This is a genomic window from Candidatus Dormiibacterota bacterium (assembly GCA_035544955.1).
GTDB lineage: Bacteria > Chloroflexota > Dormibacteria > CF-121 > CF-121 > CF-13.
The window spans coordinates 43,006-68,809 of sequence record DASZZN010000034.1 but is presented as its reverse complement, the minus strand read 5'-3'; the positions used below and the strand labels follow the sequence as shown (position 1 = coordinate 68,809).

The following is a 25,804-nucleotide window of genomic DNA, read 5'->3' as shown; positions in this document are numbered from 1 at the left end:
TCAGATTCATAAACCCGAGTTCATCTGAAGGAGAACGACATCATGCAATCGCTGAGGGCTACGTTTGCCACGCGTGGAATCCTGATCGTCATCGGCGCCTTGATCGCGATCGCGGCATCGGGGGTGACGGCGGTGGCCGTTCGGGCCGGTGCCGGCGGATCGACTCAGACCTCGGTCGGCGCCGGCGCCGTTGCCGGCCCGCGCGACACCATCACCGTGGTCGGTGAAGGGACCCAGAACGCGACACCGGACAACGCCGTGATCAGCCTTGGCGTGTCAACCCGCCAGGGCACCGCGGTAGAGGCGATGAACGCTGCGAACACCGAGATGACGGCACTGCTGAAGGCCATCAAGGCTCAAGGCGTCCAGGACGCCGACATCCAGACGACCGGCATCAACGTCTACCAAGACCAGCAGTACAACGTGATTGGCTACCGTGCGTCGAACACGGTCAACGTCAAGATCCATCACATCTCCAATATCGGCACCGTCCTTGGGGCGGCCCAGGGGGCGGTGGGCAACGATATCCAGATCAGTAGCATCTCGCTCCAGCTGAGCGATAACACCAACCAGCTGAAAGGGGCGCGCCAGGCCGCGATGAACGCGGCGGCCGCTCGGGCAAAGGAATGGGCGGGCCTCGCCGGGCGCCACCTCGGCAAGGTGCTGTCGGTTTCGGAAGTGATCGGCGGATCATCGTATTCGCCGTGCGGTGCGGGCGGCCAATGCGGGGGCGGTGGCGGCGGCGCACCCGTCCAGGCCGGGCAGATGAACGTCACCGTCGACGTGGCGGTCGTCTACGAGCTGACCGACTAAGCGTCAGGCGATGTGTGCCCCGACTTCTTCGTGACAGTCGGGGCACTCTTCTTCCGGCCCCGGAGCGTGGCCGGCGTGTTTTGACTCCATCGGATATTGCGCCGCACGCCACGCGGCCAATCCGCCGCGCAGCGCCCAGGCCGGCCGGCCTTGCTGTCGGAGGAATTGCGCCACACGGGCGCTGGTGCCCTCATCGGGTCAGGTGCAGTAGGCGATAACCTCGCGGTCCGGCGGCACCGACTCGAAGTACTTCGCAATTTCGGCCGCCGGCCGGGCGGCCTGCAGGCCGCGGATGATGGGCTCGGGTGGGATGCGGATGGCTCCGGGTATTCGGTGGCTGACGGCCGGGTAGACCAACGAGCTGGTCACATCGAGCGCGACCGCCTCACCGGCGTCCAGTTTCGCTCTGGCGGCAGCCGGATCAATGCGCGGCGCGATCATCATCGGCGCGGTTCGGGCGGCGCCTCGGGCAGCAGCCAGGGGAGCGCTTCGGCCATCGGTCGCACAAGCGTGGCGTGCTGCTCGTGGCTGAGCCGGTCGCGCGCCAGGATCCCGAGCGCGGCGCCCAGTAAGGCGTGCTCGCCCTTGTGTCCGACGTCGCCGTGCTCGGCCTTCCACGACACGAGTGAGGTGCGGCCTTCGGTCAGATCCAGGATCCGCTTTTTCGCGTCATCCCAGGCCTGATCCCGATTGGTCTGTTCGAGGATGCGAAGTGCGGCTTTCTCGGCGTCCCGGAACCGCTGCATCGCGGCCGGGTCCTCGTGCCGGTCCCAGCCCCAGGCGGCGCGCTCGATGCCGGCCGGCGACAGTACCCGGGCGTCATTCAGCAGCCGATCGAGCCCTTCCTCGTGGGAGCCATAGCCATAGCCTTCCGCGTCAACTGCCATCCTTAAACCAGGATCCAGCCTAACCCAATTGCCCGGGCGACGGCTTCGGCACGTGAGCGCGCATTCAGTTTGCCCAGGACCGCGCCGGCATGGAATTTCACGGTGTGCTCGCTGATTTGCAAGCGGCGGGCAATCTGTCGATTTGTCAGACCTCGCGCCATCCACTGCAGCACCTCGAGCTCCCGCGGTGTGAGCGCCTCGGCCGGTGCCCGGAGCGACGGCTCGATGCGTTCCTCCTGGGGCAGCAGCGTCATCAGGTCGGCGCGCGCAATGGTCACCAACCCACGGGCCGAGGCGCGCAAGGCCGCCGCCAGGGTTTCGCCATCGACCGCGGCCGGCAGCAAGGCAGACGCGCCGAAGGTCAGCGCCTGCGAGACCGCGCCGTGGTCGCTCGCCAGCGCGACAATCGGCAAGCCCGGTTGGGCAGTGGCCAATCGGGCGATCGCGTCGAGCTCCTCGGCTTCGCCTTCGCCGGCATCGAGCAGCACCGCATCAGGAAGCAGCTGCCCGGCAAGCGATGCGGCTTCGGCGACTCCGGTCGCCCCAACGATTTTCATGCCACTCATCCCCTCGACCAGCACCGCCAGTCCGCCGCGGGCCAGCGGGTTCGCGGAGACGATGAGCACCCGAAGCTCCGCCATGCTCATGGTTGTACCCAAGGATCTCACGGAGCATCCTCCGGCAGCCAATCTCGAGTCAGAAACAGCCAGAAGGCCAACCCGGCGTACGGCCCGTACCGCTTGAAACGGCGCTCGATCGTCCGATCGCTCACGGGGCGCTTGCGACCGAGCAGCCGCGCATAGGTCGGTCGAGTCCACGAATCCAGAATGAGCCGGTCGTACCGCCCCAGCATCAGCATGATGTGCGCCGCGGCGTACGGCCCAACACCTGGCAGTGCCCGCAGCCGGTCGGCCACCTCGTCGTCCGGCAGATCGTCGCGCGACGCACCCGCGAGCGCCTCAAGATCGACCCGACCCTTGGCCACGTCGGTCGCGAGCGTCTTGAGATAAGGGCCGCGGTAGCCGGTGCCGGCAACCTTCTTATAGAAACCAGCCGGCGCCGCGGCCATCACCGCCGGCGTGGGAAAGGCCCGCCCGTAGGGACCAGCGGCGGGCGCGCCCGGCGCCTTCTCCCCCAGGTGCTCGACCAGCGCGTTCACCATCCGGGTGGTTCCGCCCCAGGATGTGTTCGTGGTGCAGATCGTCTTGACGACGTCTTCGAACACGGTCGGGCTGCGCACCATCCGGCCCGCGCCCATCAGGACCCAGGCGAGATCCGGGTCCTCGGCCGCCACAGCATAGAAGGGCGTTAGATCGAGGTCGAGGCTGAGGACGTGGCGCACCTGCGCCATCACGGCGGCGGCGACCTTCGGGGTCAGCGATTGGCTCGTGACCGAGATGAGGCCGCGGCCAGGACGGGCCTGCGAGATCGTCAATGTGCGCGCGCCGACTCCAGCGATGGGCACGGTGATTTCGAAGGTCCAGACTTTCTGGTCCAGACGCATCGGCGGCAGTTCGGCAATACCGTGTGAGAGGAAGACCCGCCGGAGGTCGATCACCTCGCCCGCTGGGCCTACCAGTGGGAATTCAGCAGTCCAGCCCTCAACCATCCATTGCGGCGAGAAAATCCAGGGCCGCCAGGTATCCCTCGAAGCCAAGGCCGGAGATCACACCCTGGGCGGCCGCGGCCGTCACCATCCGATGGCGCTCCGGGTCGCGGGCGAAGACGTTGGAGATGTGAACTTCGACAACGCGCTTGCCCGAGCCGCGCAATGCATCGGCGAGCGCCAGACTGTAGTGAGAGAGCGCCCCCGGATTGATGATGATGGCGTCGCAGGATGCACCGTCCTTTTCGATCCAGTCGATCAACTGGCCCTCGTGGTTCGACTGCAGGCAGGAAAGCTCGAAGTCGAGCTCACCGGCCCGCTCGGCGAGCAGCTTTTCCAGGTCGGCGAGGGTCTGGGTGCCGTAGACCTCCGGCTCGCGGCGCCCGAGCGTGCCAAGGTTGGGACCGTTCAGGACGAGGACTTTCACGCGGGTAGCACCTCCGCCAGCGATGACTCGACCACGGACGGCTCGACCGACTGACCATACTCCGCCCGACCGATCTCGGGCAGGAGAACCCAGCGGAGCTCGCCTGCCCGCGACTTCTTATCGTGGCGCATCGCCTCGATCAGCTTGGCATGAGCGACGGCTGGTCGGTCCGCGAGCAGACCGGCGTCACGCAGAAGCGAATGCTGCACCGCGACAGTCTCGGGCCCGCAGGCACCTGTGCGCAGGCTGATCAGCGCCGCCACCTCCATACCCCAGGCGACTGCCACGCCGTGCCGGAGCGTCCCGAATCCGGCGGCCCGTTCCAGCGCATGACCGACCGTGTGCCCGTAGTTGAGGATGGCGCGAACGCCGGTCTCCTGGGGATCCTGGGCGACGACCGCGGCCTTGATCGCAATCGCGCGACCAACAGCCTCGCGCACCGCATGTGGCTCGCGCCGCAGCACCGCCGGCAGGCTCGCGACGAGCCAGTCGACGAATGATCGGTCGGCGATGAGGGCGGCCTTGATGACCTCGGCCAACGATGCCCGGTACTCCGCGTCGGGCAGGGTGGCGAGGTAATCGAGGTCGCAGAAAATCACCGCGGGCTGGTGAACCGCGCCCACCAAGTTCTTCCCGGCCGGCAGGTTGATTGCCGTCTTGCCGCCGATGCTGCTGTCGACCATGGCGAGCAGTGTGGTCGGCATCTGGATATAGCGGATGCCGCGCATCCAGGTCGCGGCAGCAAAGCCGGCTACGTCGCCAACCGTACCGCCGCCCAGGGCGATGAGAGCACCCTGTCGATCCATGCCTGCAGCCGCCAGCGCGTTGTAGATCTCCGCCAGCACGCTGGGTTCCTTGGCGGCTTCCCCGGCCGGCACCAGGTGCAATTGCACGGTGAGGCCGGCGCCGATCAAGGCGTCTGTGAGCGCGTTGGCATGCCGGTTGGCGACGTGTTCGTCGCTGATCACGACGACGGTCCCAGAGACGTTCATCCGTTGCAGGGCGGCCGGCACACGGTGGCGCAGGCCGTAGCCGACGATCACATCATGCGGTGAACCCGGGACATCAATCGGGATGCGCTGCGGTCCTCCCCCGGAGAGCCGGTCGCGGACCTGCTCGGCAACCGCAATCGGGTCGATGCCATCGGTCTTGACGACTACGTCCGCTTCGAGGTAGCGGATAAGCCGGCTCGGCAGCAAGGTGGCGATAGCGGACGGGGCGCCGTGCTGCAGCAGCGGTCGATCGCTCGATCCATTCAGGCGGCGGGCTAGCTCACCAGGCTCCGCCAGCAGGGCAACGACCGTGTTGCCACTTCGGATGCGGGCCCAGTTCTCGTCGCGCATCGGCGCGCCGCCGCCGACCGCGACCACCGAGCCGTCGCGCTCCAGGGCGCGCCGCAGGCAACGCGACTCGCGCTCCCGGAATCCGGCCTCGCCTTCACTCGAAAAAATCTCGGCGACCGATCGCCCCGCATCCGCCTCGATCACATCATCGAGGTCGACGAACGGCCGCTCGAGTCGGAGCGCCAGATGCGGACCCACGGTTGACTTCCCGCTGCCCATGAAGCCGACGAGCACGACGTTGTTCAACGGCGCGTCTCCTGCAAGTAGCTCTCGACGTTCCGATGCAGTTCGGTCATCGAGTCGCTGCCGAACTTCTCGAGCAGAACGCCGGCGAGGACCAGGGCAACCATCGCCTCCCCCACCACCCCGGCGGCCGGCACGACGCAGATGTCGCTGCGCTCGTAGTGGGCCCGCGCCGGTTCCTTCGTCTTGAGGTCGACGGTGGCCAGCGGCTTGAGCAAGGTCGAGATCGGCTTCATGTAGCCGTGCACGACCAGCGGCTCGCCGTTGCTGACGCCACCCGTCAGTCCGCCGGCGCGGTTTGTCTCGTGGCCCAGGCGCCCGTTGTCGTAGACGGGCACGTCATGCACCTGCGAGCCGGGCAGGCCTGCTCCCTCCACGCCATCGCCGATGGCGACGGCTTTGCAGGCCGGGATACTGACGATCGCCTGGGCGAGCAGGCCGTCAAGCCTCGTGTCCCACTGCCGGTAGCTGCCCAGGCCGGGCGGGACGCCTTCGGCGATGACGGTGAAGACGCCGCCGAGCGTGTCGCCTCGTTCGCGCGCCGCATCGATCGCGCGCACCATCGCCTCGCCGGCAGCTCCGTCGGGGGAGCGGACCGCCGAGGATTCGACCTCCTCCCAGGGGATCGGCGACGGTACGGTGGCCTCGATGGCGCCGACGGAGCGGGTGTAACTGCGCACCTCCATGCCGAATTCCCGGAGCAGTAGTTTCGTCACGCCGCCCGCCGCCACACGAGCCGCCGTCTCGCGCGCGCTAGCCCGTTCCAAGACATCGCGTGCATCGTTCGCCCCGTACTTGAGCATGCCGGCCAGGTCGGCATGGCCCGGACGCACACGAGTGATCGGCTTGCGCTTGACCTCTGCGGCATTGACGGCCATGACCTGCCGCCAGTTCTCCCAGTCTCGGTTCGCGATCTCGAGCGTGATCGGCGAGCCGAGCGTCAAACCGCCGCGCACGCCGGCGACGATGTGGGCCTCGTCGTGCTCGATCAACTGCCGCCCGCCGCGGCCGTGACCACCCTGTCTGCGCGTCAGGTCGCGGCCCAGGTCTTCCTCACGCACGGTCAAGCCGGCGGGCACGCCGTCGAGGATGACGGTCAGCCGCTCGCCATGCGATTCGCCGGCGGTGAGCAGGCGGAGGGTCATGCCGGCACCGATGCGCGATCGAGCGCGGCCCGCATCACGTCAATGGGCGCCTTTCTGCCGGTCCATATCTCGAACGACGCCGCACCCTGGTGCAGGAGCATGGCCCGACCCTCCGCCGATCGACGGCTGCGTAGGTCGAAGAGGACTTGATCGGTTCGCAGCCAGGACGCCGGTGGAAGCTCGGCGGGCGTGGCATTCACGACCAGCTGCGCCTTCGCGACCGCCTCCTGCAGCTGGTCCATCTTAACCGGGCCGCCACGGACGATCTCGAGGTCGTGGCACAGGCGTCGTGCCTGCTCGACGTTGCGTGCGACCACCCAGACTTCGGCAGCCGGCTGCAGCGCGGCGGCGACGGCTCGCGCGGCTCCGCCGGCTCCGATGATCGCGACACGGGAGTAACTCCCACCCATCTCGGCGAGAGCGCGCTGGAAGCCCTCGATATCGGAGTTCCAGCCCTTCAGTTTCGCGCCCTGCCGGCTGATGGTGTTCACCGCGCCAATGCGATCGGCCTGCGCGTCGAGGTCATCGAGGTACGGGATGACCGATTCCTTGTGCGGGATTGTGACGTTGGCCCCGAGGATGCGCTCGTCTCCGCGCAGCTCGGCCATCGCGCCGGCCAGTCCAGCCCGGTTCACCTCACGAAGCAGGTAGCGGCAATCGATGCCGAGCGCTTCGAAGGCGGCGTTTTGCATGCCGGGCGAGAGACTGCGGGAGACGGGATCACCCAGCAGGAGCACTCTGGCATCAGGATTCATGGGTCAGGTCCTGCAGTTGCGCAAAGAAGTTGGGATACGAGACGGCGACGCAGTCGGCGCCCTCGATCGTCGTCGGACCGGAGGCGACGAGTCCCGCCACCGCCAGCGCCATCGCGACGCGGTGGTCCCCGTGCGGATCGACAGTCGCGCCGTGCAGCGCGGCCGGCCCCTGGATACTGACGCCGTCCGCGCGCTCCTCCACGATGGCGCCCATTCGGCGAAGGCCTTCGGCCATAGTGGCAATCCGATCGCTCTCCTTGACGCGGAGCTCTCCGGCGCCACTGATGGTGGTGACCCCCCCTGCCTGCGTCGCTAGCACGAGCAGGGCAGGGATCTCGTCGATGGCGGCCGCCACATCGGTAGCATCGAGGACAACGGACCGCAGGCGTTGGCCGGACACGGTCACCATGCCGCGGGGCTCGATGTCGTCGGAAGATGCCTCGACCCTGACGCCGGCACCCATCGACCGCAGCAGCTCGAGAAACGCGGTCCGCGTTGGGTTGAGGCCGACATCGCCGATGATCACCGACCAGCCAGGCCTCAACGCCGCGGCCGTCATCCAGAACGCGGCGGAGGAAAAGTCGCCAGGCACGGCCAGCTCGATCGGCCGTAGCGGCTGATGCGATGGCCGGATCACGACGCCGTCCGCCGTCGCGTTGACATCCGTTCCCATCGCTCGCAGCAACCGTTCTGTGTGGTCCCGCGTGGGCGAGGGCTCGACGACGGTCGTCGGACCGCTGGCGGAAAGTCCGGCCAATAGCAGCGCGCTCTTCACCTGGGCGCTCGGGATGGGCAACGCGTAGCGCCGACCCTGGAGCGATGTTCCCCTCACGCCGATCGGGGCTCGATCCTCTTGCGATTCGATCCTCGCCCCCATACGCCTCAGCGGCTCGATCACTCGAGCCATCGGGCGGCGGCGGAGCGAGGCGTCGCCGTCGAGGGTCGCTGTTATCGAGCTGCCGGCGAGGATGCCGAGCAGCAGTCGCATCGTGGTCCCGGAGTTGGCACAGTCGAGGTTGCCATGCGGCGTCGCGAACGAGCTCAGGCCCGCCCCACGGATCCGCGCCGTGCGACCACTGCGCTGGAGGTCGGCACCGAGGCCGCGGAGACAGGCAACGGTCGCCAGGACATCTTCACCTTCGGGGAGACCGTGAACCCAGCTTTCACCCTGCGCCAGGGCGGCGAGCATCAGGCCACGGTGGGCAATCGACTTATCCCCGGGGACGGACAGTTCGCCGGCAACGCGCATCGCCGGTGAGACGGTGCGGGCGGACTGCACCTCAGCGAGCGGCATGCACGCCCTGCCTGAAGAGCTCGCCCACGCGCTCGCCACGGTTGATGCGCTCGCGGTAGTCGCGCAGCACCTCGGAGAAGCGGTCGATTGCCTCGACCAGGGGACCGCGGTTCGTGGTCGTGATGTCCTCGTACAGGGTGGGATCACCCTCGGCCAGGCGCACCATGCCTCGAAATCCGGGACCGCCGAGCGCCGGATCCGCAACCGGTCGCACTGTCTGGGCGTACGCGATGCTGATGGTGAAGGCCAGGTGGCTCAGAAACGCCATCTGCCGGTCGTGCGCCTCGGCGGAGAGAACTTGCGGCCGCGCTCCCAGGGCCCGGACCATTCGGAACCACTCGTCGAACGGGGTCAGGTCTTGCCCGTCATCCGGCGTGAAGATCCATGTCTCGCCGCGGAAGAGCGTGGCATCGCTTTCACCCAGGCCGCTTCGCTCCTTGCCCGCGACGGGGTGGCCGCCGAGGAATCGATCCGGAGCGGGCAGACAGCGCGCCCAGTCGAGCACCGGGCGCTTCACACTGGCCACGTCGGTGACGATGCCGCTTCGTGGCACGATGCCCGCCAGGCGTTCGAGCACCGTCCGGATCTGGTTGATGGGCGTGGCGACCACCACGATGTCGCAGTCGGCCAGGTCGCGCAGGTCGGTCGACGCGCGGTCGACTACGCCACGCTGCTGCGCCGCCAGCACGCCATCCTCGTGATGGGCGACACCGCGGACCTCGATCGACCCGCCCAGCCGGCGTAGCGCCAGGCCGAGTGAGCCACCGATCAGCCCGAGTCCGACGATGCCGACCCGCATCACGCCACTCCGACGGTCCGGTTGAGCGCCGCGGCCACCGCATCGACCTGTTGGACGAGGTGGGCGAACGCCTGCGGGGTCAAGGATTGCGCACCGTCGGAGAGCGCGACCTCCGGCTGCGCGTGCACCTCGACGATCAGGCCGTCCGCGCCCGCCGCGATCCCGGCCAGGGCCATCGGGGTGACCAGGGAGCGGCGGCCCGTGCCGTGGCTCGGGTCAACGATCACCGGAAGGTGACTCAGTTCCTTGATCAGCGGCACGGCGTTGAGGTCCAGCGTGTTTCGCGTGTAGGTCTCGAAGGTCCGAATCCCGCGCTCGCAGAGGATCACGTCGTAGTTCCCCTGGCTCAGGATGTACTCGGCCGAAAGCAGCCATTCCTCGATCGTCGCCGACATGCCTCGCTTCAGCAGGACCGGCTTGCGCAAACGACCGACTTCGGATAGCAGCGGGAAGTTCTGCATGTTGCGCGCGCCGATTTGCAGCACGTCGACGATGTCGGCCAGCGTCCCGATGTCCGCCGCCTCCAGGACCTCGCACACCAGCGGCAGGCCGGTTTCGCGTTTTGCCTCCCGCAGGATCTTGATCCCGTCGCCGCGCAGCCCCTGGAAGCTGTAGGGCGAGGTGCGCGGCTTGAAGATACCCCCACGCAGCGCGTGGGCCCCTGCCGCCCGTACTTTCCGGCAAGTCTCGAGGTACATCTCCTCGCCGTCAACCGAGCACGGCCCGGCCACGATCCAGGGGCGGTCGCCACCAACCTCGTGGTCACCGACCCTGATGCGAGTATCGCGCGATCGGAACTCGCGGTTCGACAATTTGAATGGCTTCGTGATGGGTACCACCTCAGCTACCCCGGGGGCCTCGATGAAGAGCTCCCGCAAGGCGAATGGATTCGTGCCGATGACGCCGATGACGGTTCGCTCCTCACCGTCGCTCAGGTGGGTCCGGCAACCATGCGCCTCGACCTGCGAGACGACCGCCGCCACCTGCGCCGGGGTCGCGTCGTGCCGCATCACGATGATCATGCTGTCACCCTCAACTTCTCCGCGCCGCGCAGGTAGACGAAGCGCATCGCCGATGACGGCCAGTCGGTGTTGACGAGGAGCAGCACGCGGATGCACCGTGGCAGGCTCCGCGGGTTCGAGGAGGGCACGGCCATTTCGTGGCCACAGAGCAAGGGCACGTCTCCCCAACCGAATCCCCGGGCCGCGGCGGCGGGAAACTCGGACGTCAGGTCGGGCGTCGTGGTGAACCAGACGGCGGCGATGTCGCCCGGACTGAGCGCGTTCTCGCGGGCGAGCTGCGCCAGCAGCTCCGTCGTGGCGTCGACTATCGCCGTCTCGCTGTCTTCTTCAGTGGTCGTCGCGCCGCGAATCCCTCGAACCGCCATCCTTGTTTGCCTCCTGGGCGCGCCAAGTTACTTGTTTGTGTTAGGAGGAGGCCGGTGAACGGGGGCGGCGGGAGGGGCGGCGCTAGCCCATCCCGAGCCGGTCCCGTGCCGGCCCGAGGTAGGCGTAAAAGTAGAAGCCCGCGAACTGAACCCGCCCTGACATGTGCGGCACATCGTACAAGATGTTTTGTCGCCACGCAAGGGCCGATCGTAACCTCCCTCGGTATCCCTCAACGGCGCAATACTTCCGGCAGAGGAGGCATCCATGAAGTCGATCCGAATTCAAATGGGCATCATTCCGGCGGTCGCCGCCCTCTGGCTGGCGGCCTGCGGCAGCACCGCACCCAGCAGTAACGCCCCATCGCCAGGCGGCGCCGCGCTGATCCACACCGCCTCGATCAAGGTGGGGGACAAGACGCAAACGGTGCTGAAAAATGCCAAAGGGCTCACCCTGTACTTCTTCACCCCCGACACGGCGACGAAGGTTGCCTGCACCGCCGGATGCACGTCCAACTGGCCGCCGCTCCTCGCCACCTCAGGCACACCCAGCAGCAACCCGGCGCTCCCCGGCGAGCTGACGGTGCTCAACGGGGCCAATGGCAACCAGGTTCTCTATAACGGGCACCCGCTTTACACCTACATAAAGGACGGGGACGCGGCCGATGCTTACGGGCAGGGAATCGGCGGAAAGTGGTTTGCGGCAACGTCCGACCTGGCGGCCGTGACCGCTACTCCGGCGCCGCCGCTGGGTTACTAGCGCGAGGCCGGAATGGGCGCCGCGGGCTGCGGAGCCAGGTCCGGGAGCAGCTGCATGGGATCGACGGGGCTGTTCTCGATTCGAACCTCGAAGTGGGTGTGCGGCCCGGTCGAGTTGCCGGTAGAGCCCACCAGGCCCACCAGCTGGCCTCGGTGGACGAGGTCACCTTCCTTGACCCCGATCGTGAGCAAGTGACCGTATAGCGTTTTCAAGCCGGCATCGTGCTGGATGATGACGTAGTTCCCGTATCCGACGAGGGTTCCGGTGCTGTCGGCCATGGGCCGGGCGAGCATGACGACGCCATCCGCCGCCGCGAACACCGGGGTTCCCAGCGGCACTGCCAGATCGATTCCCGTATGAAAGTGGGGGAATCCGGCATAGGAAGCCTCGAACACGTAGGGCGTCGGGCCAAAGCCTTGCGTGATGGTCGCGTGCGGGATCGGCCAGAGCAGGCGCCCGGTCGAGGCCAGCACCGGGTCTTCCGCGATCAGCTGGGCCGCCTGCTGGAAGTCCTGCTGGGCGAAGACTGCCTGCTCGATCTGGCTGAGCACACTGTCGGTCTTCATCTTGACGAGCTTTGCCCGCCGCACCGCCATATCCGGCGAGTCGGTCTGCATGGCATCGAGCGCCACCAGCGCCTCGTCGATCGTTCCCTGCAGTTGCGTCTGGAGCGACTGCTCGCTGGCGATCTCCTGGGCGAGGGTGGTGCGGACGATCACCAGCCGGGATAGGGTGTCCTTCTTGGCGTGCCGGCTGCGCTCCAACGTCGCCTGCGCATGGGCCAGGGCGACGTCGTCGGCCTGTACCGCCCGGATCAGGCTTCGCTCGCGATCCAGCACGACGTCGCTGTAGCCGAGGGTCTCCAGCAAGCCGCCGAAGCCGCCGGAGCGGATGAGGCTGGCAAAGAAGTTGTCCTGGTGTTTGTAGAGGCGCCGAATAATGGTGGCGAGCTGCGTGCGGTCGGCCTGGAGCCGGGTGCTGACCTGCTCGTGCAGCGCGCTGACCGCGGTGATTCGGCTATCGAGCGAGGCCACCTGCTTCTCGGCGTCGACGATCTGCTGGCCGAGCGCGATCAGGCTCAACTCCGACTGGTTCAGGGACTTCTCCAGCATCAGGGCATGGGCCTCGGACGCCGTGAGGTCGGCGATCAGCTGGCCCTGGGGCTGCCGGTTTAGAAGGCCCGTGTTGGTCGGCGACGGGCTGGGCGCGGGTGAGTGCGAGGGGCCCGGCTGGGTCGGATTGGCGACGGGTGAGGTCGTCGGGCTCGGGCCGGGTGAGGGTGAGGGTGACGCCCCCGGCGTGCCGGCCAGGACCGCCGCCGGTGCCACCAGCAAGCCGAGCAGCCCAACCAGACTGAGCAGTAGGACCGCCACTCTACGCCCACGCTTCGGTCCGGCGACCACCGAGCGTCGAGAGTTCACAGTCCTACCGAAGTATTTACAACTGTTAAGGCGCGGGCTTGTGCTTCCTGCCCTATCGAACCCCAAACGGTGCCTCCGTGGGCCCCTTCCTGCCCATTTCGTATTCGAACCCGGCCGGTGCGCCTCCTGAGCGCCAAGCGTTACTCTGACCCATTTTCACATTTTTGTCACGACTTCCCTGCTTCCACCTTTCCTGGGAGCCCACCCGAACACTTGCGCCGGCCTAACCTGTGCTACCATCCTGAAAAACCAACTCGGGCTATCACGGGGGAAGTGATCTGGCACAGAGCCGGTTTTTAACGCACACGCTTGTTTTGTTAGCGGCGGCCGTGATCCCGGTACTTACAGCCTTCGACCGACTCCACACTGACACCGCCTACGGCGCAAATCCCACCCCTTCGGTTTCACTGCGGACCACGCACGTCGACGACGTGGTCCTGAGTCAGGGTGGGTTCATCATGAAGATGAGCACTTCAAGTGTGGACACGCCGGTGCGGCGCGATGTCGCCTACTACACCATCAAGTCGGGTGACACCGTCCAGAGCGTCGCGGGGCGCTACGGACTGACGCTGGACACCCTGCGCTGGGCCAACAACGTCACCGACGTGACCGCGGTCGTCCAGGGCGAGCGCCTCGTGGTGCCGCCTGTCAACGGGATCCTGGTCAAGGTCCAGGCGAACACCCAGCTGAGCGCCCTGGCCATCCAGTACCACGTCAAGGTCCAGGACATCATCGATTTCAACCTGATCCGGGATCCGGATCACCTGAAGGCGGGCACCATGGTGATGCTGCCCGACGGCGTCGGACCATCGCTGGCCGATCCGGGGATCGGCAAAAAGACGGTGCGCTCGGTGACCTGGAACCGCTTCGGACCGCAGGTGACGAACTACACCATCACCTACAGCAACACCCCGACCTACGGCTCCGGCGGCAAGTTCCCCTACGGCTATTGCACCTGGTGGGTCGCGCACAAGCGTTATGTGCCGTGGTCTGGCAACGCCTGGCAGTGGTGGTACAACGCGCAGCAGTTCGGCTTCGCCGAGGGCCAGGTCCCGATGGTGGGCGCCATCATGGTGCAGGGCATCAGTTGGTCCTCGCCGGTCGGACACGTAGCGTACGTCGAGTCCGTGAACGCGGATGGTTCCTTCACCGTTTCCGAGATGAACTACGGCGGATGGGGGCGGCTGGATTATCGCACGATCAAGTCCACGGCCGGACTCGACCTGCTGGGCTTCATCTACTAGCTAGGCCCCCGCCAGCAATGACCGCGCCCGAAGAATTCCTTGACGACACGCGCGACCAAGGCCTCAGAGAACTCGAAGACTTTCTCAGGATCCCGAGCATCTCGAGCCAACCGGAGCGCGCCGCTGACGTCCGTCGCGCCGCCGCTCACTTAGCCGAGCAGTATCAGCGCGTCGGACTCGAGAACGCCGAGGTCATCGAGACGGCCGGGCATCCGGTCGTCTATGCCGACTGGTTGAAGGCGCCCGGCAAGCCGACCGTGCTCCTCTACGGTCACTATGACGTCCAGCCGGTCGATCCCCTCGACCTCTGGAAATCGCCACCTTTCGAGCCGAATCAGGAAGATGGGGTGCTCCTTGGGCGCGGCTCATCCGATGACAAGGGACAGATCGCCCTGCACTGGCAGGCGATTCACGCCTGGCTACGGACGACCGGCGAGCTGCCCCTCAATCTGAAAGTGATCGCCGAAGGCGAAGAGGAGATCGGCAGCCCACACTTCGAGGAGTTCGTACAAGCCAACCGGGACCGGCTCAAGTCGGACTACTGCGTCATCAGCGACACGGCCATGGTGGCGAAGGGATTTCCCGCCATCACCTACGCGCTGCGCGGATTGATTTACTTCGAGCTCCGGGTCGAGGCAGCCAACACCGATTTGCATTCCGGCAGCCTCGGCGGCATTGCACCCAACCCGGCTCAGGCCCTGGCCGAGATCCTGGTCCGGCTCAAGGATGCGGCCGGCCACGTCCTGGTGCCCGGGTTCTACGACGGCGTGCGGCCCCTGAGCGACGACGAGCGCCGTCAGTTCGCGCGCGTGCCCTTTGACGAGGCGGCGATCAAGCGGACCTATGGCCTGCGGGCCCTGCACGGCGAGGCGGGCTTCACACCGACCGAGCGCAACTGGGCGCGGCCAACGCTCGATGTTAACGGGATCTGGGGCGGATATCAGGGGCCCGGCGCAAAGACGATCATTCCGGCCTGGGCCGCCGCCAAGTTCAGCTGCCGCCTCGTCCCTGACCAGGATCCAAAGGCCATCAGCGAAGCGCTGCGGGGCTATCTCGAGGAGGTTCAGCCAAAGACCGTACGGGTCAGCCTCACCGAGCTCAGCGGTCACGGCGATCCGTGGATCACGCCCGTCGACCATCCCCTGATCGGCGCCGGGCAGCGGGCTTTGCGTACGGTCTACGGTCAGGATCCTGCCCTGATCCGCGCCGGCGGCTCGATTGGCGCGGTCGAGGTCATGGGCCGGCTGCTCGAGGCGCCGTGTCTGCTGATCGGCTTCGTCTTACCGGATAGCTTTGCGCACGCGCCCAACGAGCGCCTCGACCTGGACAGCTTCTACCTGGGCCGGAAGGCGGCGCTGCATCTCTGGGAGGAGATCGCCGCTATCGGGGCGTAGCCCCCGACGGATCGATCAGTCGCCGTTTTTCGCGCCGTTGTGGGTCAGGCTGGCCCGCAGCTTTACGAAGTTGGCCCGGAGTTCGGCTTGACGAGATGCCGAGGCCGCGCGCTTCAGCCGGTCGGAGCGGCGGAATCCAAAGACGGCTTCCCAGCCGACTTGAAGCAGCGCGCCGGCGTACTCGTCGAGAGGAATGTGCTCCGCCTGGGCGGCGGCTTCGATGTAGTCCTCGAGTGTTGGATCGACGTCGGCAACAAGCTTGCCCGATACCACATTCCGCCTAGGCATAGCGATGTGATTGGTAGCGCGGCTTCAACTTTTCCTGGTAGTCGAGAAAGCCGAAGTGAAAAGCGTGGTTTGGCTCGAAGAGTAGCGCCTGGCGCGGCCAGAATTCCGATAACGCCGCCTGCTCGCGCTCCGGCTTGTCGAAACGGTGGAACAGTTCAGCCCGCGCAAGGGTTCGGACATCTTCCAACCAGGGATGGTCGTTCGATGTGAGTTGAGCGTCATCCAGCGCAGCCAGCGCGGCCTCCAGCGTCATCGCGGAACGACCGCGCAACACCGCTTGTTTCATCCTCAGCTGTCCGTTAGGCAAGCGGGCAGAGAGCGATGGGAGGAGCGAATCGAGATCGGCCAGCACCGGTTCCCAGTTTCCGGTCTTGGTGGCTTCGAGATCCAGCCCAAGACGCTCGACGTCCGCGTCGCTGAGCTCTGCTCCCGCCCGGGCGAGCTCGTACCGCGCCTGGTCGAGCTTGCCGGCTAGCCGCGCGAAGGTGGCCCGGTAGCCGAACGACTCGTCAAACATCGGCAGCCCCCGCATGTAGAGGAACATGTCGTCCGCGATCTTCAGCTCGTAGTAGTGGTCGAAGATCGGCTGGATCACCCGCTGGCCCAGCTCGAAACGGTTCCACAAGTAGTGGTAGCGAGCCATCGCCAGCACCGTGGGGCTCCCGACCTGCTCCAGACGGACATGCCGGAAGCAGGCGGCCATCTCGTCGATGCGTCCCTGCGCCTCATACTCCTGGCCCAGCCCGTAGTTCAGCCAGCCTGAGGTCGGGAACTGCCGCACCCCTTCCTCGAAGATCTCCCTGGCCCTGACGCGCTGATTGGTCCGGAACTCGACGATGCCACGGGCCCGATACCACATCTCCTGCTCGCCGCCAGGCAGGCGGCGGCGGTCCATTCGGTCGAGGACGACGCCAAGCTCGCTCCACTGACCGTTGAGGCCATACTCGTCTATCAGCCGCTCGATAGGGGTGGCGGAGATGGGTTCGTTAGTCGGCGACGAAGCGGTAGCCGATCCCCGGGACGGAGTGAATGTAGTGCGGCTTCTCGGAGTCGCGCTCGATCTTCTTGCGCAACCGGTAGACGTGGGCGTCGACGGTGCGCGTCTCGATCTCGACCTCGTAGCCCCACACCTTGCGCAGCAGCTCGCCGCGGCTCACCACCTGTCCCGCCTGCGAGGCCAGTAACGACAGCAGGTTGAACTCGGTGAGCGTCAGGGCGACTTCCTTGCCCTCGCGCCACACCTGTCGGCTGTTCATGTCGATGATGAGGCCTGGGAACTCGAAGCGCGTCTTGGGCTGTGCCTGCGAGACCGCCTGCTCGCTCCGACGCAGGTGCGCGCCCACCCGGGCTAAGAGTTCCCGTACCTCAAACGGCTTGGTCAGGTAGTCGTCGGCCCCCACCTCGAGCCCTACGACGACGTCGATCGTGTCGTTCTTCGCGGTCAGCATGATGACCGGGACCTGGGTGCCGTCGGCCCGTAGCTGGCGGCAGACATCCATCCCGGAAACCCCCGGGAGGTTCAGGTCGAGGATCACCAGGTCGGGCTCGGACTTCTCGATCATCTCCATGCCCTTCTCGCCGGTATCGGCTTCGATCAGGTTGAGGTTTTGACCCAGCATTGCCATCCGGACGACCTCCCGGGTCGGGGCATCATCCTCGATCATCAGAATCGTCTTCGGGAATGACATGGGTCGCGCCTACTCCTTCTCCAGAAAGTTCGTCACTTGCAGCATGAATTTCTTGAGTTCGATCGGTTTCGCGATGTAGCCACTGCACCCAGCGGCCAGCGCCTGCTCCTCGCTGCCCTTCAACGCGTTCGCTGTCAGGGCGACCACTTTGATGCTCCGTGTGGCCGGGTCAGCTTTGAGCTGGCGGGTAACCGCTAATCCATCAACGCCGGGAAGCTGCATATCCATCAGTATTAGGTCGGGCCGGAGGTGGCGGGCCTTCTCCAGGCCCTCCTGGCCGTTCGAGGCGGTGTCCACCGTGAAGCCGTTGCCCTCCAGGACCATCCGGGCCAGGTCCAGGTTCGAGGGGTTGTCCTCCACGACCAAAACCCGGTTCCGCTTGCTGGGGCCGGGCCGGAGCGGGAACTCGACAGTGAAGGCCGTCCCCTGGTCCGGGGCGCTCTCGAAGTCGATCGTGCCGCCGTGGAGCTCGACCAGCTTCTTGGTCAGGGCTAGCCCGAGCCCGGTGCCAGGGTACTCTCGGTTGCTGGCGCTCTGCACCTGGTAGAAGGCGCCGAAGATCTTGTGCTGGACGTCTTTGGGGATGCCGATGCCACTGTCCTTGACCGTGATCCGGAGCGCCGTGCCCTGGACTAAGGCCTGGAGGCCGACCTTCCCGGAGGGCGGCGTGAACTTGATGGCATTCGACAGGAGGTTGTAGAGGACCTGCTTAAACTTGTTCTTGTCCGCAATCAACAGGGCGTCCTGCGGCTCGACGCTGGAGCCGATCTCGATGTCCTTCTTCATCGCCAGCGAGCGCACGACGTTGAGCACCTCGCGGACGGCGGAGTCGACCCCGAACTCTTCGTAGACCAGGTCCATCCGGCCCGCCTCGACCTTGGTCAGGTCGAGGACATCGTTGATGAGCGAGAGCAGGTGCTTGCCGCTGTTATAGATGTTGTCCAAACAGTCATGGCGTTGTTTCTCGGTGATCTTGCCGGCGAGGTCGTCCCGAAGGAGCTCCGAGAATCCGAGGATGGCATTGAGTGGCGTCCGCAATTCGTGGGACATGTTGGCGAGGAACTCGGACTTGAGCCGGCTGACTTCGGCGATCTGGGCATTGGCGGTTTCCAGCTCCCCGAGGTGGTTCTGGAGCTGCTCGTAGAGGCGTCCGTTCTCGATCGCGATCGAGGCCTGGTTGGTGATGACTTTGAGGATCGCGGCGTCAAGTTCGGTGAAAGGGTCGACCCGCTGGCGCGAGATGGTCATCGCGCCGACCACCCGCTGCGTCGTCGCCAGCGGCTGGACCATGAGCGAGCGCGGTGATCGGCTCTGATCGAGGATCTTGAAGCGCGGGTCGAGGGTGGCGTCGGCAATATTGAGGGTCTCGAGCTGCTCGACGGCGTAGCCCAGGATGCCATCGCCAAGGACGAAGCGGGCGATGTGGGGCACCATGTCGCGGTGCGGGTAGGTGGCGGTGGCAGTCAGCTCCCGGCTGCCCTCGTTGAGCAAGAACACGGTTGCCGCATCGAACTGGACCATCTGGGAGGTGGCTCGCAACATCGCCTCGATGTTGTCGTTCAGTGAGAGCGAGGCGGAGAAGAGACCACCGAGCCGGTTCAGCAATTGAATCTCGGGGTCGGCTGTCACGTGCGCGACATTATAGGTCATATTTTTTGACACAACCACGTTCGCGATTGTGGGTTTCGATACTGCAACGTCACGCTGCGTAACTTCTTTCGCGGGTTGTTCCCGCGAGCGTCACACGGAGACTGAGCAGCACCGGTGCCGGTGCTGTACGCCCGAAAGGGCGGCGGCCTGACGGCCGCTGGACGGCGCCACCACCCGGTTGTTGAGTAGCATGACGCGACGTGAAGGCGATTCGCTTCCATCAGCACGGCGGCCCCGAGGTGTTGCGCTACGAGGACGCGCCCCAGCCTGAGCCGGGCCCCGGTCAGGTCCTGGTCGCGCTGCGGGCGGCCGCCCTCAACCACTTGGACATCTTCACCCGCAGCGGCGGCGTACCCAAGGTCCCCCTCCCCCACATCGGCGGCGCGGACGGCGCCGGAGTGGTGGCGGCGACGGGTCCCGGCACGAGCCGGTATCCGGTCGGGACCCGCGTCTTCTTCGACCCCGGGTTGAGCGACCACACCTGCGACTACTGCGCTCGCGGCGAGCACAGCCTCTGCGACAAGTGGGAGATTCTCGGCGAGCATCGGGACGGCACCTTCGCCCAGGCGGTCGTCCTGCCCGAAATCAACCTCCGGCCCATCCCGGAAGGCCTGAGCTTCGAAGAAGCCGCCGCATTTCCGCTGGTGTTCTTGACGGCGTGGCGGATGGTGGTCACCAAGGCCCGCGTGCAGCCGGGCGAGTCGGTGCTCATTCTCGGCATCGGCGGCGGGGTGGCGCTGGCCGCGCTGCAGATCGCCAAGCAGGCCGGGGCGCGCGTCTTCGTGACCTCGGGGAGCCAGGAAAAGCTCGAGCGGGCGAAGGCGATGGGCGCCGATGTGCTGATCAACCACAAGGCGACCGACTTCTCGAAGGAGGTCTGGGACATCACGCAGAAGCGTGGGGTCGACGTCGTGATCGAAAACGTCGGCGCGGCCACCTGGGCCGGGAGCATCCGGGCGCTGGCCAAAGGCGGCCGGCTCGTCACCTGCGGCGCCACGTCGGGTCCCAAGCCGGACGAGGACATCCGCCGCATCTTCGTCAAGCAAATCACGATCTACGGCTCGACCATGGGCACCCCGCACGACTGGGAGCAGTTGAACCGGTTGCTGGCGGCTAAAACCCTGCGCCCTGTCGTCGACCGGACGCTCCCCCTCGAGCAGGCGGCGAAGGCGCAGGAGCTGCTGGAGCACGGGGAACACTTCGGCAAGATCGTCCTCACAATCCCTCCGCTTTCGTGAAACGCTCGACGGTGGCCGCGCTGATCGGCTTGCTCCTGGTCGGCTGCGGCCAGCCGACCGCCAAGGCGACGCCGACCGGGTCGCCCCGCCATACGCCGACGCCGACTCCGAGCCCGACGCCAGTTCCGACGCCCACACCCCTGCCCCCGCCACCCAATCTGGCGCCCGCGGGCGGATTCGGCGCGCCCCCCGGTTTTTCGGCGTACGTGTATGCCCGCGGCCTCGGCGCGACCACCTCGATGGCCTTTGGCCCGGATGGGCGGCTCTATGTGCTGAGCGCCGGCGGCTCACTCGCCGTGGTGCCGTCACCGGGTGCCGGTCCGCAGACGTTGGTCTCCGGCCTGCCCACGGCGCTGGGCCTGGCCTGGCGCGGCAATGATCTCTACGTGTCAGTGCGTACAAGCGTCCGCCGCTATCAACTCAGCAACGGCGCGCTCTCCGGTGGCGGCGCGGTGGTCAGCGGGTTGCCGGTTTCCCAGCATCAGAACGACTGGATTCTCCCCATGCCCAACGGTGACTTTCTGTTGGGGGTCGGGTCGACCTGCAACGTCTGCAACGAGGGCGACTCGAGAAGCGCCAGCGTGCTGCGTTTTCGCAGCGACTGGAGCTACGCCGGCGTCGTTGTCCGCGGTGCCCGCAATCCCTACGGTCTTGCGCTTCGACCTTCGACCGGCGAGGCCTATGTCACCATCAATGGCCAGGACAACCTCGGCTCGCAGCCGGCTGATCATCTACTGCGCGTGTCCGATGGCGAAGACGCGGGATGGCCGCGCTGCTGGCCAGCCTATCCGGACGGGAGTCTCCACGGGAACTGCGGTGGAGTCGCCCCGCCCGTCGCGGTCTTCGCGCCGCACTCGTCGGCCGACGGCATCGTCTTTTACTATGGCGCCGAGTTTGGCGCAGATTACCAGGAGAACGCCTTCGTCACCGAGTGGGGCGCAAACGTGGGGGGCTCAATCGGCCGTCGCGTGATGCGGGTGGTGTTCTCCGGGTCCGGTGCGAGCGAGCACGGGCAGGTCACCGATTTCGCGACCGGATTCTCGCATCCGCTGGCTATCACCGAGGCCTCCGACGGGGGCTTGCTGGTCGGCGACTACGGGACGGGCCAGATCACGGAGATCTTCCGGACGAGCTAACGCCCGAAAGAACGCAGCGGCTAGGGCCGTCGCACTACGTATCGGCCTGGTTGATCGCTTCAAGGACCTGACCGGCTGGCTTAGCGAAGGCGAGGCGACCGCCAGCCAGGGATACCTCACGTCCGAGGGCGGCCCCTTCCATCGTCCAAGCCGCCAGTGGTACGGACAGGTGATGCCGGGCTCGTGGGCGGCGAATGTCGACAGTGACGGCGTCGATGGCAAGCTCGGCGGCATCATCTCCATCTGCGCGCACGACCCGGCCTTCGACGAGAACGTATTCCTCGCACAGGTGCAGCGGCTGTTCTTCGCCGTCCTCGAGGCGTGGACGGCGCTCAAGCCGGCGCTGAGCCAGGGCGTCATGGCCTCGCTCATCTGGGAGGAGCAGAAGGCGCAGATCGCCACCTACCGGGAACGGGGATGGCGCAACGTGCTGAGCCAGCTGGCGTTCACCAGTTCCGTCGTCGCCGGCGCGGTCAGCGGCACTGGCTTCGACACCGTCACCGTCCGAATCAACGCCAACTCCGCCGACTACGACATCGACGCCGGCGGGAATGTGATCCGCGGTGACACCGAACCATGGGACTGGACAGAAGATTGGATTTTTCAGCGCCCGTCGCTGGCGGAGACGGGCAAGCCGGGGACCATCAGCTCGCAGGCGTGTCCGAACTGCGGCGCGTCGGTCAATGTTGACATCACCAGCATCTGTCCGTTCTGCGATGCCGCGGTGATCAGCGGCAAGTTTGGTTGGTTGTTAACGCGAATCGATCGCGTCTAGTCCCACCGTTCGCAGACGTTCCGGCGCTCCGCGCCGTTCACAGACGTCCCGGCGCTCATTGGTACGCCGGGAGAATTTCGAAAGCCCTTGTCGCGGGCTTCGAAATTCAACGGCCGAGCTCCCGCCGTTCCCACAAACGCGCGGACACACGCGGCCAAAACGCAAGGGAGATGCGCGCGTACACCAGTAGGTGAGGTGGGCGCGGTGGGAGCTCGGTTTCAGCCGCTTTTCGCGGCTGAAAACAGAAAACCGACCATCGCTCAGTGGTCGGTTTTCCTGCCCCGTCTGGGCCGTACCCGCCGGCAGGCGAGCTCCACTATTCTCTCACTGCCGGGGCCACTTATGGGCTGTCGAGTTGTCCCGGAAACTCCGCCCCTGATAGCGCCGCTATAACGTCTATATAGCACCGGACTCGCGTAGGCTGCGGAAACGTTCGGCGCAGACCACCAGGTGATCAAGGACTTCCACTCCGAGTAGCCGGCCCGCCTCCTGGAGGTGGCGGGTGACCGCAAGATCCTCCGGGCTCGGGGTCGGGTCCCCCGATGGGTGATTGTGGGCCAGGATCACGGCGGCGGCGCCCAGGGTCAGCGCCGGCCCAAACACTTCACGCGGCTGTAGGGCGGCGACGTTGAGGCCACCGACCGCGACCTTTTCACAGCCGACCGGCTGGTTGCGCGTATTCAGATAGAGGACCGAAAAGCACTCCTTCACGCTGCTCCGCAGCTCCTGGAACTGCAGAAGCGCCTCGCGCGGCGAGGTGACCGCTGGGGCCGCGCTGTCCGCTGGGACGTGCCAGCGCCGAGCGAGCTCCCGCACCATGAAGAGGCGCCGCACCTGGGCGGGCCGGAACCCGTGCCGGCGAGCCGACGCCCGCAGATCGCCCGGCTGCCGCTCGACGATGCCGCCCTCCGCCAGCAGCGCTATCACTCCTGACAGATCGCCCCGCTGCCCGACCAGGGCAGCCAGCAGGCCCGGCTCGTCCGGCGCAGCCATCGCCGCCATACTACTACATTATTGTGTAGTAGTCTACGCCAAACAAACTTAGTGGTGGCTGAAGACGGCGACCAGGATGATCACGACCACGATGATGATCAGGACCACCGCGCCGACGCCGAGCAGCAGCGCGCCCATGTTGATCGTCGTGTCCTTGATGGGTGCCTGGACCGACAGGGGCGGTCCGGGCTGGACGGGCGACCCGGCACCCGGCGGGAGGGGGGCGCCAGGCGGCGCCGCCGGACGGTCGACAAAGGCACCGGGCGGGCCGGGTGATTGGGGCGCGGGCGGTTGCGACCAGCCGGTTCGGTCGCCTGGGGTCGGGGTCGGCGTGCTCTCCGCGGGCGGTCCGTCTTGTTCCTTCATCCTTGCCACTCCGATGCTTGCGTGATGTTGTCGAGGACCCAACCGAACTGCCCGCTGGTCACGGTCGCCTTGCAGTAGCTGCAGACACCCGACTCGTTGATCGACAACGGCGCGCCGCAGTTGGGGCACTGGGTGACCTCGGCCGCTTCCCCCGCCTTGGTTCGCGCCGCGCCGCTTCGCGTAAACGTCCAGTACTCCGTGAAGGGTTGGTCCTTTTGGGAGCCGAAGATGACTTTGCTGGGATTGGCGTCTTCCACCTCGTAGTCCGCGGCGCTGGCGTCGATGCGGACCGTGATGGAGTCGAAGTTCGGATCGGATTGCGCCTTGACGATCTGCACCCCGCCGATCACCAGGTTGTCGAGGATGTTCTTCTTATGGGCCGCGATCATCGCATCGATCTGGTTCTTCCAGCGGTGATAGATGCCATCGGACATATAGACGCGGGCCGGTTCCAGGTTGCGCTCCATCCAGGCTTTCTGCAGCGCGAAGAACGCCGCCTGCGCCCGATCGAGGAACATCTGCTGGTTGAAGTTCGGGTCTTTGGCCTGCAGCGCGGCCAGATCATCGCTCAAGGTCGAGCGCATCTGGGCCATGGGCGAATAGGCCGGGCCCCAGTTGGACGCTTGCACGGGATTGCCGACGCTCATCCGGCGATAGGCCTGCCAGAGGCCGAACAGGATGATGAGAAAGAAGATGAACCCACCGCCGCCTCCCCCGAAGAGGAAGAACGGCAAAAGGAACCCGGCACCGCCGAAGCCGCCGCCCCCGCCGTAGCTCCCGCCACCACCGAAGCTACCTCCGCCGCCGCCGCCACTGAAGTGGCCGCCACCTCCGGCCCGGGCAAAAGCCAGCAAGGGGCTCATCAGCACCAGCGCCATCGCCATCAGCGCGCCCAGGACGAGTCGCCGGCGCCAGCTCACGTTTGTGCCGGTGCGCCTCCGCCCGCGAGTGATTGACCACAGTTGGTGCAGAACTTGGCGTTCGCCGCGTTCTGCGTACCGCACTTGGGGCAGGCCATCGTGGCGCCGGTCGGAGCCGGGGCCGGTGAGAGGACCTGTCCGCAGCTGTTGCAGAACTTCGCGTTCTCGCTGTTCAGCGCATGACAGTTCGGGCAGCGGACCTGGATCTGGCCGCCCGCGGCGACTGTCTGACCCAACTGGCCGGCGACCAGCCCCCCGACGCCCAGTCCGACGCCCAGGAATGCCGGGTTGGCTCCGCCCTGACCGGGCCCTTGCGCCAGACCCTGGCCGGCCCCGATCATCGCCGCGCCGGCGGCGTACTGCTGGAAGCCGCCCGCGAGCTTGGTGTACTGGACGTCCTTGAGGAAGTTCTTCAGCTTGTCTTCGTCCTCGGGCTTGAGCGTGATCGTGAAGTTACCGAGGCGGACGATCTGGAGACCGTAGCTGTTGATGTTGCGCTGGACCTGGGCGATCGTCTCGGACTCAATTTCGTCCGTATGGGCCGCGATGCCGAGCAGGGGCCAGCCATTGGTCACGACATGGGATACGACATCGGTGCGCAAGGTCTTGAGCAGCTGCTCGCGCATCCAGTCGGTGATCTCGTCGTTGGTGGAAAGGTTCTGTGTTCCGACGAGGTTCACGATTAGCGACTGGGGTTCGATGACCTTGAGCGAGTACTCGCCGAAGACGCGCAGGCCCACGCCAAAGTTGGTCTGCGGATCGACGACGTTGTCGATCGCCCCGCCGAATGGCAGGTTGGGGAACTCGCGCGTTGAGATGAAATAGAGCTCGGTGCGAAACAGGTTCCCGCCGCTGGCGGCGTCGACGAGGATGCCGAGGAAGGGAATTTCCGATGAATCGAGGGTGACCCGTCCCGGCTGGATCGTGCCCTGGACGCGGCCGTCGCGGAAGAAGACCGCCAGCTCGTCCTGTTCGACCGTCAGCTGCGTCAACTTGCGGATGTTCGTGTCGGGCCACTTGAACAGAATCTGGCCCTTGGCCGTATCCGGCCGGGCGATGAACTCGCGCCGGACCTCCTGGCTGAAGATACCCATCTAACCCTCCGTTGCTGGATCGAGGCGGTTCGCGCCGCCAATCCGCCTTATAGCAGAAAAACGGGCCATCCAACCAAGTCCTTCCCCTGGCGACCCGGCGTTAAACGAGGTCTGCGCCCGCAAGATACCGCCGGTCGCGGT

General features: G+C 66.3%; 28 protein-coding genes. 7 read left to right on the top strand and 21 right to left on the bottom strand.

Annotated elements, in window-relative coordinates:
• The first annotated feature begins 42 nt into the window (after positions 1–42).
• A complete protein-coding gene (locus VHK65_12790) occupies positions 43–813 on the top strand; it encodes an SIMPL domain-containing protein (GenBank protein HVS07020.1) in 771 nt (256 codons plus the stop codon).
• Between the two features lie 198 nt (positions 814–1,011).
• Here the strand turns inward: VHK65_12790 and VHK65_12785 are convergent, their stop codons facing one another.
• From VHK65_12785 to aroH, 12 genes are read right to left on the bottom strand one after another with little or no spacing between them, the layout of a single operon-like run.
• Positions 1,012–1,257: a rhodanese-like domain-containing protein gene (locus VHK65_12785; protein ID HVS07019.1), complete on the bottom strand. Its 246-nt coding sequence runs from the start codon at positions 1,255–1,257 to the stop codon at positions 1,012–1,014.
• Positions 1,254–1,700, bottom strand: a complete 447-nt coding sequence (locus VHK65_12780) for a hypothetical protein (protein HVS07018.1) — start codon at positions 1,698–1,700, stop codon at positions 1,254–1,256. The genes VHK65_12785 and VHK65_12780 overlap by 4 nt, the downstream gene beginning before the upstream one ends.
• Positions 1,701–1,702: 2 nt before the next feature.
• A complete protein-coding gene (locus VHK65_12775) occupies positions 1,703–2,347 on the bottom strand; it encodes a response regulator transcription factor (GenBank protein HVS07017.1) in 645 nt (214 codons plus the stop codon).
• Positions 2,348–2,364: 17 nt separating this feature from the next.
• Positions 2,365–3,309 carry a Fe-S cluster assembly protein HesB gene (locus tag VHK65_12770; protein HVS07016.1) on the bottom strand — a complete coding sequence of 315 codons (945 nt, stop codon included), beginning with the start codon at positions 3,307–3,309 and terminating at the stop codon, positions 2,365–2,367.
• A complete protein-coding gene (locus VHK65_12765; protein ID HVS07015.1) occupies positions 3,302–3,733 on the bottom strand; it encodes a type II 3-dehydroquinate dehydratase in 432 nt (143 codons plus the stop codon). The genes VHK65_12770 and VHK65_12765 overlap by 8 nt, the downstream gene beginning before the upstream one ends.
• Positions 3,730–5,322 (bottom strand): 3-dehydroquinate synthase, encoded by a 1,593-nt coding sequence (aroB, locus tag VHK65_12760; protein ID HVS07014.1) that lies wholly within the window; start codon positions 5,320–5,322, stop codon positions 3,730–3,732. The genes VHK65_12765 and aroB overlap by 4 nt, the downstream gene beginning before the upstream one ends.
• On the bottom strand, positions 5,319–6,464 hold the full coding sequence (gene aroC / locus VHK65_12755; GenBank protein ID HVS07013.1) for a chorismate synthase: 1,146 nt from the start codon (positions 6,462–6,464) through the stop codon (positions 5,319–5,321). Before aroC ends, aroB begins: the two co-directional genes overlap by 4 nt.
• Positions 6,461–7,219, bottom strand: coding sequence for an NAD(P)-binding domain-containing protein (locus VHK65_12750; protein HVS07012.1), 759 nt, complete (start codon positions 7,217–7,219; stop codon positions 6,461–6,463). The genes aroC and VHK65_12750 overlap by 4 nt, the downstream gene beginning before the upstream one ends.
• On the bottom strand, positions 7,209–8,513 hold the full coding sequence (gene aroA / locus VHK65_12745) for a 3-phosphoshikimate 1-carboxyvinyltransferase (protein HVS07011.1): 1,305 nt from the start codon (positions 8,511–8,513) through the stop codon (positions 7,209–7,211). The genes VHK65_12750 and aroA overlap by 11 nt, the downstream gene beginning before the upstream one ends.
• Positions 8,500–9,312 carry a prephenate dehydrogenase gene (locus VHK65_12740; protein HVS07010.1) on the bottom strand — a complete coding sequence of 271 codons (813 nt, stop codon included), beginning with the start codon at positions 9,310–9,312 and terminating at the stop codon, positions 8,500–8,502. Before VHK65_12740 ends, aroA begins: the two co-directional genes overlap by 14 nt.
• Positions 9,312–10,334, bottom strand: coding sequence for a 3-deoxy-7-phosphoheptulonate synthase (gene aroF / locus VHK65_12735; protein ID HVS07009.1), 1,023 nt, complete (start codon positions 10,332–10,334; stop codon positions 9,312–9,314). The genes VHK65_12740 and aroF overlap by 1 nt, the downstream gene beginning before the upstream one ends.
• The gene (gene aroH / locus VHK65_12730) at positions 10,331–10,699 is read right to left on the bottom strand and encodes a chorismate mutase (protein ID HVS07008.1); all 369 of its coding nucleotides are present in this window, start codon (positions 10,697–10,699) and stop codon (positions 10,331–10,333) included. The genes aroF and aroH overlap by 4 nt, the downstream gene beginning before the upstream one ends.
• 265 nt (positions 10,700–10,964) lie before the next feature.
• Here aroH and VHK65_12725 point away from each other — a divergent pair, with 265 nt between their 5' ends.
• Positions 10,965–11,456: a hypothetical protein gene (locus VHK65_12725; GenBank protein ID HVS07007.1), complete on the top strand. Its 492-nt coding sequence runs from the start codon at positions 10,965–10,967 to the stop codon at positions 11,454–11,456.
• Here VHK65_12725 and VHK65_12720 read toward each other — a convergent pair.
• Positions 11,453–12,829 (bottom strand): M23 family metallopeptidase, encoded by a 1,377-nt coding sequence (locus VHK65_12720; GenBank protein ID HVS07006.1) that lies wholly within the window; start codon positions 12,827–12,829, stop codon positions 11,453–11,455. The genes VHK65_12725 and VHK65_12720 overlap by 4 nt on opposite strands.
• A 377-nt stretch (positions 12,830–13,206) precedes the next feature.
• On the opposite strand from VHK65_12720, the gene VHK65_12715 reads away from it, so the two are divergent.
• The gene (locus VHK65_12715; protein ID HVS07005.1) at positions 13,207–14,121 is read left to right on the top strand and encodes a CHAP domain-containing protein; all 915 of its coding nucleotides are present in this window, start codon (positions 13,207–13,209) and stop codon (positions 14,119–14,121) included.
• Between the two features lie 17 nt (positions 14,122–14,138).
• A complete protein-coding gene (locus VHK65_12710; GenBank protein ID HVS07004.1) occupies positions 14,139–15,515 on the top strand; it encodes a dipeptidase in 1,377 nt (458 codons plus the stop codon).
• Positions 15,516–15,530: 15 nt separating this feature from the next.
• On the opposite strand, the gene VHK65_12705 is transcribed toward VHK65_12710, so the two are convergent.
• From VHK65_12705 to VHK65_12690, 4 genes are all read right to left on the bottom strand, one after another.
• Positions 15,531–15,803, bottom strand: a complete 273-nt coding sequence (locus VHK65_12705) for a hypothetical protein (protein HVS07003.1) — start codon at positions 15,801–15,803, stop codon at positions 15,531–15,533.
• Positions 15,796–16,698 (bottom strand): hypothetical protein, encoded by a 903-nt coding sequence (locus VHK65_12700; GenBank protein ID HVS07002.1) that lies wholly within the window; start codon positions 16,696–16,698, stop codon positions 15,796–15,798. Before VHK65_12700 ends, VHK65_12705 begins: the two co-directional genes overlap by 8 nt.
• Before the next feature lie 91 nt (positions 16,699–16,789).
• Positions 16,790–17,491 (bottom strand): response regulator transcription factor, encoded by a 702-nt coding sequence (locus VHK65_12695; protein ID HVS07001.1) that lies wholly within the window; start codon positions 17,489–17,491, stop codon positions 16,790–16,792.
• Between the two features lie 9 nt (positions 17,492–17,500).
• Positions 17,501–19,120 (bottom strand): ATP-binding protein, encoded by a 1,620-nt coding sequence (locus VHK65_12690; protein HVS07000.1) that lies wholly within the window; start codon positions 19,118–19,120, stop codon positions 17,501–17,503.
• A gap of 221 nt (positions 19,121–19,341) precedes the next feature.
• On the opposite strand from VHK65_12690, the gene VHK65_12685 reads away from it, so the two are divergent.
• From VHK65_12685 to VHK65_12675, 3 genes are all read left to right on the top strand, one after another.
• On the top strand, positions 19,342–20,379 hold the full coding sequence (locus VHK65_12685; protein ID HVS06999.1) for a zinc-binding dehydrogenase: 1,038 nt from the start codon (positions 19,342–19,344) through the stop codon (positions 20,377–20,379).
• The gene (locus VHK65_12680) at positions 20,376–21,515 is read left to right on the top strand and encodes a PQQ-dependent sugar dehydrogenase (protein HVS06998.1); all 1,140 of its coding nucleotides are present in this window, start codon (positions 20,376–20,378) and stop codon (positions 21,513–21,515) included. The genes VHK65_12685 and VHK65_12680 overlap by 4 nt, the downstream gene beginning before the upstream one ends.
• 172 nt (positions 21,516–21,687) lie before the next feature.
• Positions 21,688–22,290, top strand: a complete 603-nt coding sequence (locus VHK65_12675) for a Tim44-like domain-containing protein (GenBank protein ID HVS06997.1) — start codon at positions 21,688–21,690, stop codon at positions 22,288–22,290.
• A gap of 396 nt (positions 22,291–22,686) precedes the next feature.
• On the opposite strand, the gene VHK65_12670 is transcribed toward VHK65_12675, so the two are convergent.
• Genes VHK65_12670 through VHK65_12655 form a run of 4 tightly spaced genes read right to left on the bottom strand, consistent with a single transcriptional unit; the run spans position 22,687 to position 25,663 of the window.
• On the bottom strand, positions 22,687–23,283 hold the full coding sequence (locus VHK65_12670; GenBank protein ID HVS06996.1) for a JAB domain-containing protein: 597 nt from the start codon (positions 23,281–23,283) through the stop codon (positions 22,687–22,689).
• A 48-nt stretch (positions 23,284–23,331) separates the two neighbouring features.
• Positions 23,332–23,649 carry a hypothetical protein gene (locus VHK65_12665; protein HVS06995.1) on the bottom strand — a complete coding sequence of 106 codons (318 nt, stop codon included), beginning with the start codon at positions 23,647–23,649 and terminating at the stop codon, positions 23,332–23,334.
• On the bottom strand, positions 23,646–24,569 hold the full coding sequence (locus tag VHK65_12660) for a Tim44-like domain-containing protein (GenBank protein ID HVS06994.1): 924 nt from the start codon (positions 24,567–24,569) through the stop codon (positions 23,646–23,648). The genes VHK65_12665 and VHK65_12660 overlap by 4 nt, the downstream gene beginning before the upstream one ends.
• Complete coding sequence (locus tag VHK65_12655) at positions 24,566–25,663, bottom strand: SPFH domain-containing protein (GenBank protein ID HVS06993.1); 1,098 nt, start codon at positions 25,661–25,663, stop codon at positions 24,566–24,568. The genes VHK65_12660 and VHK65_12655 overlap by 4 nt, the downstream gene beginning before the upstream one ends.
• Positions 25,664–25,804 lie beyond the last annotated feature (141 nt).